Here is a 10,207-nt window from a genome sequence, read left to right as displayed (position 1 = left end):
GTGATCAGAACCCGATCCCATCTCGAACTCGGCCGTTAACCGCCCCAGCGCCTATGGTACTGTGTCTCAAGACACGGGAGAGTCGGTCACCGCCAGACCTGCCAAGCACGTCACATTCCCTCGTCACGCCCTCACGACGAAGCCCGCCAGGACATCCTGGCGGGCTTCGTTGCGTCGTAGCTTGGCCGCCTGCCCTCTCAAGCTGCTTTGGCTTGGACGGCAGGGGGGATCCCCCGCTCCACTGCCAAGACACAGGCTTCACCCGTCCGACTTATCCGGCCGGAATACCTCCACACCCTCCGGGCGAAAGAACAACCCGGCCTTGAGGCTGTCGCCGACCCGCTCGGCCCGTTCCCGCAGGAGGGCCGCATCCTCGGGAGCGAAGTGCGCCATCGCCGTCTCCCGGAACAGGTCGAGCCAGCGGGCGAAATGCTCCGGCCGGAGGACGCCGAGGGCCTGGTGCCGACCGAACGGATTGCCCTTGTAGCGACCGGTCCGGAACAGCACCGACGACCAGAACGCCTCGATCCTCTCCATGTGCCCCGGCCACTCCGCATCGGGAATCGCGGCGGCGAAGACCGGGCCGAGGAGCGGGTCGCGGCGCACACACGCGTAGAAGGCCGCCAGGAAAGGACCGAGGCTGCTGTCGTCCAGGATGCGGTGGGCCGTGCTCTCCGTCATTCCGTCGCCCGGGCCGGCAGCGCCGCCAGGAACGCGTCGATCGCGGTGTGGTCGGCGTCCGCCCCGAGATCCTCGAGGGCGTCCTGCCACAGGGCCGCGATCGTCCGCGACAGGGGCGCCGGGACGCCCTCGTGGCGCGCGAGGTCGTCCGCGGTGCGCAGGTCCTTGGCCATCAGCGCCATCGAGAAGCCCGAGGTGTAGGATTTCGGGATCACGTAGGGCTTCAGCTTGACGTCAGTGGAATTGTTGCGGCCCGTCGAGACGTTGAGGATGTCCGTCATCAGCGCGGGGTCGAGGCCGAAGCTGGCGCCGATGTGCAACGCCTCGCAGGCGGCGACGAGGCCCGCCGCGGAGACGTAGTTGTTGAGCGCCTTCATGGCGTGCCCGGAGCCGACAGGGCCGGTCTCGAAGAGCGAGGTGCCCAGGGCTTCGAGGAGCGGCCGCACCCTGTCGGCGTGGCCGCCGCCGACCATGATGGCCAGTGTCCCGTCGATGGCGCGCTTCACCCCGCCCGAGACCGGCGCGTCGACGAGGACGAGGCCCCGGCCGGCCAGCTCGCGGGCAAGATCGCGGGTGCCGACCGGGGCCGACGAGCTCATGTCGATCACGATCGTCCCCGGGGCGAGGTGCGTCGCGATGCCCTCCGGGCCGGAGAGGACGGCACGCACCGCCCCGCCATCCGGCAGCATCGTCACGACGACGCCGGCCCCCTCCGCCGCCGCCTGCGCCGAGGACGCGGCCCGGCCTCCCGCCGCCGCGAAGGCCGCGGCGGCGGCCGAAGACGGATCGAACCCGACCACGGTCCAGCCCGCCGCGACGAGGCGGCACGCCATCGGCAGCCCCATCTTGCCGAGGCCCAGGAAGGCGACGCGGGCGGATGACGGGTCGAGGTTCATGATGTTGTCCTCCACCGTCACGCCTTGTCGGAGAGGGCGCCCTCGGCCTTCAGGACTTCGTGTGCGGCCTTGAACGCCTCGAGCCCGGACGGGATGCCGCAATAGACGGTGGCGTGGAGCAGGATCTCCTTGATCTCCTCGACGCTGACGCCATTGGCGAGCGCGCCCTTGACGTGCAGCTTGAGCTCCGCGGGCTTCGCCAGGGCGGTCAGCATCGCCAGATTGAGCATCGAGCGCGTCCTGCGGTCGAGCCCCTCGCGCGTCCAGGCATAGCCCCAGCACCACTCCGTCGTGATGCGCTGGAACGCCATCAGGAAGTCGTCGGCTTTGGCGAGGCTGCCGTCGACGTAGTCCGCTCCGAGCACCTCCCGGCGGACCGCGAGTCCCTTCTCGAAAAGCTCGCTCTCGGCCATCTGGACCTCCCTGGCGCGTCTGTTTCCCGGAACGGTAACAGGCAACGGGGTGGAGATCGACGGGGCCGGCGGCGAAATCCGGCGCCGGCGCTCCGGCACCGCGCCGCGGTCCCGCCGGGCAATGCTGTCACGCCACCGATGGCGGAAACCGTAGGACAGCCCCCGCTTCCGCTTCTTGCGAGCACGGCGCCGTCATCCACACCGAGGCTGCATTGCGCACTATCGCCATGCGACGACGCAGAACTCCCGGCTCGCGGCGCCGGAATCCGGCGAAGGATTCCCGTTCACGCCGAGGCGCGGATGCAGAGAGCGAGTTGGGACGAGGGCGTTCTCGCAACCCTCGCCCGCGACTGCGCGTCGGCGCGGCGAGTTCCGGCGCCGCCTCAAGCGCTCCCGACGACGCTCCCCCCCGCCTGCGCCAGGGCTCCCTCGCGCAGCTCCAGGACGAGGAACCGGCCCGGATCGACCGGCCCCGGCAGGGTGAGCTTGCGCGGCGGCACCACGCGGAAGCCGAAGCGGGCATAGTACGGTGCGTCCCCGACCAGGATGACCAAGCCGTGTCCGCTGGCGCGAGCAGCGTCGAGGGAGGCGCGCATCAGGGCGCCGCCGATGCCGCGGCTGCCGAAGGCCGGATCGACCGTCAGGGGGCCGAGCACCAGGAGCGGGCTCGATCCCGCCCGGGCCGGCGAGACCCGCACCGAGCCGACGAGCAGCGTGCCGACGAGCGCCGTGAACGAAAGATCGGAGAGGTGCGGCACCCCCTCCCGCAGCCGGAAGGCGGTGCGGGCGTAGCGGCCAGGGCCGAAGGCGCGCTCGTGCAGGCGCTCGATGGCGTCGTTGTCGCGCGGGGTCTCGGGCCGGATGACGAGGGGAAGCGTGGTCACGGGCACACTCTGAGGCAGGCGTCGTAGGATGGGCGGATCGGTCAGCCGATCCGTCGTCGCGCCTCTGCCCTCGGGGCCATCGCTCGTCTCCAGGCGGGCGCCTCGCCCGCGGGGGCGCCATAGCAGCGCGGGGCTGTGAGTGCAAACCGCTCTGGCGGTGCCAGCCGCTCTTGGCACGCCGCTCGCATCATCGTCGGCACCCGGCGCTTGCCTTCGGGTATGCCTTGCGGGTTAGCTGGGCATGGAACGCCTCAAAGGTCCGGGAACGACGCCACAATGAGAATCAGGTCTGCTCTCGCCCTCGTCCTCTCCCTCGCGCTCGGATCCGCCGGGGCGGCCCGGGCCGAGGACACGGTGCCGGCAACGGTCCGGATCGCCACCGAGGGCGCCTACGCGCCCTACAACTTCACCAAGCCCGACGGCACCCTCGACGGCTACGAGATCGAGCTCGGCCGCGAGATCTGCGCCCGCGCCAAGCTCAAGTGCGAGTTCGTCGCCCAGGACTGGGACGGCGTGGTGCCGGGGCTGAACGCCAAGAAGTTCGACGCGATCATGTCGGGCATGACCATCACCGACGCGCGCCTGAAGGTGGTGGACTTCACCAAGCCCTACAGCGGCGATTCCTCGGGCTTCGCGGTCGACCGCAACGGGCCGCTGGCCAAGCTCCCGCTCGGCGGCCAAAAGTTCAGCCTGGCGGACGAGGCCGAGGCGCAGAAGGCGCTCGACACGATTAAGCCGCTCCTCAAGGGCAAGACCGTCGGCGTCCAGGTCTCGACCATCCACGCCGCCTTCATGGACAAGTACCTCAAGGGCACGATCGAGGTGCGCGAGTACAAGACCACCGAGCAGCACGACCTCGACCTCGCCGCCGGCCGCATCGACGCGATCTTCGCCAACGACGCCCCCCTGCGGGCGACCGCCGAGAAGCCGGAATTCGCCGACACGGTGATGCTGGCAGGACCGCGTTTCCGCGGCGGCATCCTCGGCCGCGGCGTGGCGATGGGCCTGCGCAAGGGCGAGGCGAAGCTGAAGGCGCGGCTCGACGAGGGCATCGACGCGGTGGTCGCCGACGGCACCCTGAAGAAGCTCTCGCTCAAGTGGTTCAAGGCCGACCTGACCCCGCAGGGCTGACGAACAGGACGAAGAGATCCGCGTGAGCGCCTTCACCCTTCTCGGTTTCGGACCCGGCGGCTGGGGCGGCGCGCTGCTCCTCGCCGCCGGTACGACCCTCGCCCTCGCCCTGTGCGGCTTCCTGCTCGGGGCCGTGCTCGGCGGGCTGGCGGCGGGCGCCAAGCTCTCCGGCCTCCTCCCCTTGCGAGCGCTGGCCGACGGCTACACGACGCTCCTGCGCGGCGTGCCGGACCTGCTCGTGATCTACCTCCTGTATTTCGGCGGCAGCGCGGCGCTCGGCTCCGTCGCCGGGCTGTTCGGCGCCACCGGCTTCGTCGGGGTGCCGGCCTTCGGGGTCGGCGTCGCGGCGCTCGGGATCATCTCGGGCGCCTACCAGGCCGAGGTCTTTCGCGGCGCCTACCTCGCCCTCGACCGCGGGCAGGTCGAGGCGGCCCGCGCCGTCGGCATGCATCGCGGGCTGATCCTGCGCCGGGTCGTGGCGCCCCTCGTCGCCCGCGACGCCCTGCCCGGTCTCGGCAACGTCTGGCAGATCCTGCTCAAGGATTCGGCGCTGGTCTCGGTGACGGGCCTCGTCGAGTTGCTGCGCCAGGCCCAGGTCGGCGCCGGCTCGACCCGCCAGCCCTTCACCTTCTACCTCGCGGCCGCCGCCCTCTACCTCGCCATCACCTCGCTCTCGACCTGGGGCTTCGCCAGGGCCGAGGCCCATGCCCGCCGGGGCGCGCGATGATCGACCTTGACTTTCTCGGCTCCACTATCCGGTCCCTGCTCGGCGGCCTGCCGCTGACCTTGAGCCTCACCGCAGGCTCGGTAGCGCTCGGCGGCGTGCTGGCGGCGCTCGCGGCCTGGGGCCGGCTGTCGAGCGTCGCGCCCGCCGACTGGCTCGCCCGCCTCTACATCTTCGTGTTTCGAGGCACGCCGCTGCTCGTGCAGATCTTCCTGATCTATTACGGCCTCGGCCAGTTCCGTCCGACGCTCCAGGCCTGGGGCCTGTGGACCTTCTTCCGCGAACCGTACTGGTGCGCGCTGCTCGCGCTGGCGCTGAACACCGGCGCCTACACGGCGGAGATCTTCCGCGGCGCGGTCCTCTCGGTGCCGCACGGGGCGCTCGTGGCGGGCCGCGCCTGCGGCATGCCGCGGCTCCTGCTGTTTCGCCGCGTGACCCTGCCGCTCGCCACCCGCCAGGCCCTGCCGGCCTACGGCAACGAGGTGATCTCGGTGGTCAAGGCGACCTCGCTCGCCTCCACCATCACGCTCATGGAGATCACCGGCATCGCCCAGAAGCTGATCGCCCAGAGCTTCCGGGCGCTGGAGGTCTTCGTCTGCGCCGGCGGATTCTACCTCGCCCTCACCTTCGTGATCATCGGCGCCTTGCGGCTCGCCGAGGCCCGGCTGTCGCCGGACCTGCGCCCGCGCCCGGTAGCCCATCCCGCCTGACTTCGGAACCCGCCATGCTGGCCCCCTCGCCCACCCGTCCCGAGGCCGTCGCGGTCCGCGACCTGCACAAGCATTTCGGCCGCCTCGAGGTCCTGCGCGGCGTCTCGCTCTCGGCCCGCGAGGGCGAGGTGGTGGCGATCCTCGGCTCCTCCGGCTCCGGCAAGTCGACGCTCTTGCGCTGCATCAACCTCCTGGAGGTGCCGGAGGCCGGCGAGGTGGTGGTCGGCGACGAGGCGGTGGCCTGGCGCGCGCGCCGCGGCGGCCGGGTCCCGGCGGATCGCGGCCAAGTCGACCGCATCCGCGCCCGGGTCGGCATGGTGTTCCAGAGCTTCAACCTCTGGTCCCACCGCACGGTCCTGGAGAACGTGATCGAGGCGCCGGTCCACGTGCTGGGACGCAAGAAGCCCGAATGCGTCGCCGAGGCCGAGGAACTGCTCGCCAAGGTCGGCATCGCCGACAAGCGCGACCACTACCCGGCCCATCTCTCCGGCGGCCAGCAGCAGCGCGCCGCCATCGCCCGCGCCCTCGCCATGCACCCGCGGGTGCTGCTCTTCGACGAGCCGACCTCGGCCCTCGACCCCGAGCGGGTTGCCGAGGTCTTACGGGTGATGCGGGCGCTGGCCGAGGAAGGCCGCACCATGCTGGTCGTCACCCACGAGATGGCCTTCGCCCGCGACGTCGCCCACCGGGTCGTCTTTCTGCACGAGGGCCGGATCCTGGAGGATGGGCCCTCCGAGCAGGTGTTCTCCGCGCCGCGGTCGGAGCGGTTCCGGCAGTTTTTGGCGCGGGGGGAGTGAGGCCGGGTCAGTCAGCCCGATTCGTGAGCCAGAAGGCCCAGCTGGCGAGGGTCAAGGCGCCGACGGGAACCACGAGAAGCGCGAGCAGGGGCAGGTAGCTCGTCATAGGAGGCTCCGGAGCATGCGTCTGGCTATCCAATGTAGGAACCCGCTGGTGAAGAAGCAAACCAACGAGATCACGAGCGAGGCGCCGGAGGCGTTGATCCGGAAATGCATGACCCCGGTCGCCAATCCTGGATCGAAGTCGCGGATGGTGCCGCCCGCGGCGATCAACGGAGCAAGGCAGCCGACGGCGAAGGTCGCGATGGCGATGCCATTGACGTAGGTAGACGGCCATCCGACATGGATGCCCGTCCGAAGCTCGCGATAGGGATGTCGAGCGAAGGATTATGCCCTTTCACCCCCGCGCCATTACCACGTCCAGCTGCGGCTTCTGGTTGATGGTCTGGAACACCACGCAGTAGCGCTCAGTCAGCTTCAGCAGCTGGTCCAGCTTCTCCTGCGGCGCGTCGGTGTCGACCTCGAAGCGCAGCCGGATCGACCGGAAGCCCACCGGCGCGCCCTTGTCGACGCCGAGGGTGCCGCGGAAGTCGAGATCGCCCTCGGCCTTGACCACGCCCTTGCGCAGGGGAATCTCGAGCGCGGTCGCCACCGCCTTCAGCGTCACGCCGGCGCAGGCGACGAGGGCTTCGAGCAGCATGTCGCCGGAGCAGAGCTCGGCGCCCGAGCCGCCGCTCGCCGGGTGCAGGCCCGCCACCGCCAGCGCCCGGCCGGTCTCGACCTTGCAGGCGATGCCGCCGTCGTCGAGCGAGCCCTGCGCCTTCAGGGTGACGACCGCCGCGTCCGGATCACCCCGGTAGCGGTCCTTGATCGGGGCCTGGAGCGAGCGCAGTTCGGTGGCGTCCATCGGGTATCCTCCCTGTTTATGGGCGAACGGCTTAGCATCCGATCCCCGCCCCTCGCCAGGGGTTCACCACCACAGGGCGGACGCGTCGGGCTTTTGGCGATCGGCCTCGCCCTCCGGGCGCAGCGAGCGGTCGAGGCTCGCCAGGATGGTGCGGGCGGCGGCCTCGCTGCCCGGGGCCGACGGCTGGCGCGGGCGGCTCAGGGGCAGCGGGATCGTGTCGTCGATCCGGCCGGGCTTCGGCCGCAGCACCACGGCCCGGTCGGCGAGCGCCACGGCTTCCGCGACGTCGTGGGTGACGAGGAGCACGGTCGGCCGGCTCTCCTCCCAGAGGCTCAGCAGGTGGCGGTGCAGCCCGGCCCGGGTCAGCGCGTCGAGGGCCGAGAACGGCTCGTCGAGGAGGAGCACCTTCGGGGCCGCGACGAAGGCGCGGGCGATCGCCACCCTTTGCTGCTGGCCGCCCGACAGGTCGCGGGGCCAGCGCCCGGCATGCTCGGCGAGGCCGACGCGATCGAGCGCGTGCGCGACCCGGGCCCGGCGCTCGGATCGCGGCAGGTCGGCGAGGCCGAAGGCGACATTGTCGGCGACGCTGAGCCAGGGCAGGAGCCGCGGCTCCTGGAAGACGATGCCGACGCCCGGATGCGGCGCCGCGATTCCCTCGCCGTCGAGGCTGATACCGCCGGAGGTCGCCCGGTCTAGCCCGGCGATCAGGCGGAGCAAGGTGGTCTTGCCGCAGCCCGAGCCGCCGATCAGCGCCACGATCTCGCCGGCCCGGACGCTCAGCGAGACGTCGGCGAGCGCCCGCGTGCCGTCGGCATAGGTCTTCGACAGGCGATCGAGGATTAGCATGGCGCCTGCCCATCCCGCAGCGGTAGCATCGCGAGGATGTCGTCTCTTCTGCTCGCGACCTTATCCTGAGGTGCGAGTGAAACGAGCCTCGAAGGAGGGCTCCAGGGATCACCGAGACTTCTGGAGCCCTCCTTCGAGGTCAGTCGATCTGCGATCGACTGACACCTCAGGATGAGGTCGAGGGTAGGAGTCAACGGGTCTATCACGTCGAACGGACTTTCATGCTCAGACCTCAGAGCGTGTCCCGCGCCGTATCCTGCCAGCGCGCCAGGGGCGAGGTCAGCCCGACGAGCACCGCGTCGCAGAGCTTGCCCAGGCCTGCGAAGGCCAGGATCGCCGCGACGATCTGGTCCGGCTTGCCGAGTTGCTGGCCGTCGAGGAGGAGGTAGCCGAGGCCCTCCGAGGCACCGAGCAGTTCCGCTGCCGCCACGAACATGAAGCCGAGGCCGAGGCCCGTGCGCAGGGCCACCAGCGTCGCGGGCAGCACCGCCGGCAGCAGGATGCGCCGGGCGAGATCCAGGCGCGAGAGTCGAAAGACCCGGCCGACCTCGACCAGCTTGCGGTCGACCCCCGCGATGGCGCCCGCCACCCCGAGATAGACCGGGAAGAACACCCCGACCGCGATCAAGGTGATCTTCGAGGCCTCGAAGATGCCGAACCACAGGATGAACAAGGGCACCCAGGCGATCGAGGGGATCGCCCGCAGGGCCTGGAGGCTCGGATCGACGAGGCGCCGCACGAGCGGCAGGGTGCCGGTGAGCGCCCCGACCACGATCCCGGCGAGCGCCCCGAAGCCGAACCCGGCCGCGACCCGGGTGAGGCTCGCGAGCACGTGGATCGACAATTCGCCGCTCGCCGCCAACCCCCACAGGGTGGCGAGCACCCGACTCGGCGGGGGCACCAGCCGCCCCTGCGCCAGCCCGGCCCGCACCGCGGCCTCCCAGCCGAGGGCGAGCACGAGCGGCAGGGCGAGCCCGGTGAGCCACCGCCCGCCGGGCAGCCGGAACGCCCGCGCCGGCGCGGCGGGCAGCGGACCGGCCTCCACCGCCCTCAACGGGCCGCCGGCCCGAAGCGCGGATCGATCAGGGCCTCGACCGCGGCGCCGACATCGGTGCCGGCCGGGATCACCCCGGCATCGAGGAGCGCGTTGCCGGCATCCAGGATCGTCTCGGCCTGGCGCTTGCCGATGACCGGCTGCGTCAGGTCGGTGCGCTCGAGCTGGCGCGCCACCACGGGCTCGGGCAGCTTCGTCGCCGCCACCAGGACGCGCCTCAGCTCCTGCGGGTTGTCGAGGGCGAGCTGTCGCGCCTCCTCGTAGGCCGCCAGCACCGCGCGGGTGAGGTCCGGGTTCTGCTTGGCGAAATCCTCGCGGACGTTGAGCACGCCCCAGGTGTTGGCCGCCGCGTCGCGGTGGAAGAGCACGTCGCCGTTCTCGATCTCGGCCGCCGCCATGATCGGGTCGAGGCCGGCCCAGGCATCGACGTCGCCGCGATCGAGCGCCGTGCGCCCGTCCGGGTGCTGGAGCAGCACGAGCTTCACGTCGCGCTCGGTCAGGCCGGCGGCGCGCAACGACCGGATCAGGAAGATGTGCGGGTCGGTGCCGCGGGTGACGGCGACGCGGCGGCCCTTCAGGTCACCCACCGCGCTGATCCCGGTATTCGGCCGGGTCACCAGCGCGGTCCATTCCGGGCGCGAGAAGGCGTAGACCGCCTTGATCGGGTTGCCGTTGATCCGCGCCAGCAGCGCCGCGGCGCCGGCGGTCGAGCCGATGTCGATCGAGCCGGCATTGAGGAATTCGAGCGCCTTGTTCGAGCCGAGCGACTGGACCCAGCGCACCGTGATCCCCTGCGGCGCCAGCGCCTTCTCCAGCAGGCCCTTGTCCTTCAGGACGAGGCTGACCGGGTTGTAGGTCGCCCAGTCAAGGCGCACCTCCTTGGCCGATTGCGCCAGCGCCGGCGGAATGGCGGCGAGGCCGGCGGCCCCGAGGGTCGCTGCGATCAGCGCGCGGCGGTGGATGCGCATCGTTTCTCCCTGGCTGGCCGGACAATCGATCGTGGTCGGCCGATCGCGAAGCTAGGGCGCGCCGTTCGGAGTGTCAAACAATGCGGTCGATGAAGCGGATTAGCCTTTGTATCGAACGGTGCGGCCTGTGGGCGCCTGTGGGATGCGCGGAAGCGTTGGCTTTCCGCCGGCCGTGATGCGAAACAGACGTGAGACC

General features: G+C 71.0%; 13 protein-coding genes and 1 rRNA gene. 6 read left to right on the top strand and 8 right to left on the bottom strand.

Annotation, left to right across the window (positions count from 1 at the left end):
- A 5S ribosomal RNA gene (gene rrf, locus ACS5PV_RS30335) occupies window positions 1-98 on the top strand; the annotation flags it as partial.
- A gap of 160 nt (window positions 99-258) precedes the next feature.
- Here the strand turns inward: rrf and ACS5PV_RS30330 are convergent.
- The 4 genes from ACS5PV_RS30330 to ACS5PV_RS30315 form a co-directional block, all read right to left on the bottom strand.
- Window positions 259-681 carry a group III truncated hemoglobin gene (locus tag ACS5PV_RS30330; protein WP_455399049.1) on the bottom strand — a complete coding sequence of 141 codons (423 nt, stop codon included), beginning with the start codon at window positions 679-681 and terminating at the stop codon, window positions 259-261.
- Window positions 678-1,577 carry an NAD(P)-dependent oxidoreductase gene (locus tag ACS5PV_RS30325; protein ID WP_455399048.1) on the bottom strand — a complete coding sequence of 300 codons (900 nt, stop codon included), beginning with the start codon at window positions 1,575-1,577 and terminating at the stop codon, window positions 678-680. The genes ACS5PV_RS30330 and ACS5PV_RS30325 overlap by 4 nt, the downstream gene beginning before the upstream one ends.
- Window positions 1,578-1,594: 17 nt before the next feature.
- Window positions 1,595-1,990 (bottom strand): carboxymuconolactone decarboxylase family protein, encoded by a 396-nt coding sequence (locus tag ACS5PV_RS30320; RefSeq protein WP_455399047.1) that lies wholly within the window; start codon window positions 1,988-1,990, stop codon window positions 1,595-1,597.
- Between the two features lie 383 nt (window positions 1,991-2,373).
- Window positions 2,374-2,874 carry a GNAT family N-acetyltransferase gene (locus ACS5PV_RS30315; protein WP_455399046.1) on the bottom strand — a complete coding sequence of 167 codons (501 nt, stop codon included), beginning with the start codon at window positions 2,872-2,874 and terminating at the stop codon, window positions 2,374-2,376.
- 276 nt (window positions 2,875-3,150) lie between these two features.
- On the opposite strand from ACS5PV_RS30315, the gene ACS5PV_RS30310 reads away from it, so the two are divergent.
- From ACS5PV_RS30310 to ACS5PV_RS30290, 5 genes are all read left to right on the top strand, one after another.
- A complete protein-coding gene (locus ACS5PV_RS30310; RefSeq protein WP_455399045.1) occupies window positions 3,151-4,005 on the top strand; it encodes a transporter substrate-binding domain-containing protein in 855 nt (284 codons plus the stop codon).
- Between the two features lie 22 nt (window positions 4,006-4,027).
- Window positions 4,028-4,732, top strand: a complete 705-nt coding sequence (locus ACS5PV_RS30305) for an ABC transporter permease (protein ID WP_455399044.1) — start codon at window positions 4,028-4,030, stop codon at window positions 4,730-4,732.
- Window positions 4,729-5,439 carry an ABC transporter permease gene (locus ACS5PV_RS30300; RefSeq protein WP_455399043.1) on the top strand — a complete coding sequence of 237 codons (711 nt, stop codon included), beginning with the start codon at window positions 4,729-4,731 and terminating at the stop codon, window positions 5,437-5,439. Before ACS5PV_RS30305 ends, ACS5PV_RS30300 begins: the two co-directional genes overlap by 4 nt.
- A gap of 14 nt (window positions 5,440-5,453) precedes the next feature.
- The gene (locus tag ACS5PV_RS30295; RefSeq protein ID WP_455399042.1) at window positions 5,454-6,236 is read left to right on the top strand and encodes an ABC transporter ATP-binding protein; all 783 of its coding nucleotides are present in this window, start codon (window positions 5,454-5,456) and stop codon (window positions 6,234-6,236) included.
- 121 nt (window positions 6,237-6,357) lie between these two features.
- Window positions 6,358-6,561: a hypothetical protein gene (locus tag ACS5PV_RS30290; RefSeq protein WP_455399041.1), complete on the top strand. Its 204-nt coding sequence runs from the start codon at window positions 6,358-6,360 to the stop codon at window positions 6,559-6,561.
- A gap of 72 nt (window positions 6,562-6,633) precedes the next feature.
- Here ACS5PV_RS30290 and ACS5PV_RS30285 read toward each other — a convergent pair whose 3' ends face one another.
- From ACS5PV_RS30285 to ACS5PV_RS30270, 4 genes are all read right to left on the bottom strand, one after another.
- On the bottom strand, window positions 6,634-7,143 hold the full coding sequence (locus ACS5PV_RS30285; protein WP_455399040.1) for an OsmC family protein: 510 nt from the start codon (window positions 7,141-7,143) through the stop codon (window positions 6,634-6,636).
- A 63-nt stretch (window positions 7,144-7,206) separates the two neighbouring features.
- Window positions 7,207-7,989, bottom strand: a complete 783-nt coding sequence (locus ACS5PV_RS30280; RefSeq protein ID WP_455399039.1) for an ABC transporter ATP-binding protein — start codon at window positions 7,987-7,989, stop codon at window positions 7,207-7,209.
- 232 nt (window positions 7,990-8,221) lie between these two features.
- Window positions 8,222-9,034, bottom strand: a complete 813-nt coding sequence (locus ACS5PV_RS30275) for an ABC transporter permease (RefSeq protein ID WP_455399038.1) — start codon at window positions 9,032-9,034, stop codon at window positions 8,222-8,224.
- Between the two features lie 5 nt (window positions 9,035-9,039).
- A complete protein-coding gene (locus ACS5PV_RS30270; protein WP_455399037.1) occupies window positions 9,040-10,011 on the bottom strand; it encodes an aliphatic sulfonate ABC transporter substrate-binding protein in 972 nt (323 codons plus the stop codon).
- Between the last annotated feature and the right edge of the window lie 196 nt (window positions 10,012-10,207).

The sequence above is a fragment of the Methylobacterium sp. Gmos1 genome (genome assembly GCF_053764715.1).
This window is presented reverse-complemented; position numbering and strand designations above follow the sequence as displayed.

Coding starts and splice junctions, on each gene's coding strand:
- ACS5PV_RS30330 (WP_455399049.1), bottom strand. CDS start 681: ATGACGGAGAGCACGGCCCACCGCATCCTGGACGACAGCAGCCTCGGT.
- ACS5PV_RS30325 (WP_455399048.1), bottom strand. CDS start 1,577: ATGAACCTCGACCCGTCATCCGCCCGCGTCGCCTTCCTGGGCCTCGGC.
- ACS5PV_RS30320 (WP_455399047.1), bottom strand. CDS start 1,990: ATGGCCGAGAGCGAGCTTTTCGAGAAGGGACTCGCGGTCCGCCGGGAG.
- ACS5PV_RS30310 (WP_455399045.1), top strand. CDS start 3,151: ATGAGAATCAGGTCTGCTCTCGCCCTCGTCCTCTCCCTCGCGCTCGGA.
- ACS5PV_RS30300 (WP_455399043.1), top strand. CDS start 4,729: ATGATCGACCTTGACTTTCTCGGCTCCACTATCCGGTCCCTGCTCGGC.
- ACS5PV_RS30295 (WP_455399042.1), top strand. CDS start 5,454: ATGCTGGCCCCCTCGCCCACCCGTCCCGAGGCCGTCGCGGTCCGCGAC.
- ACS5PV_RS30290 (WP_455399041.1), top strand. CDS start 6,358: ATGCGTCTGGCTATCCAATGTAGGAACCCGCTGGTGAAGAAGCAAACC.
- ACS5PV_RS30285 (WP_455399040.1), bottom strand. CDS start 7,143: ATGGACGCCACCGAACTGCGCTCGCTCCAGGCCCCGATCAAGGACCGC.
- ACS5PV_RS30280 (WP_455399039.1), bottom strand. CDS start 7,989: ATGCTAATCCTCGATCGCCTGTCGAAGACCTATGCCGACGGCACGCGG.
- ACS5PV_RS30270 (WP_455399037.1), bottom strand. CDS start 10,011: ATGCGCATCCACCGCCGCGCGCTGATCGCAGCGACCCTCGGGGCCGCC.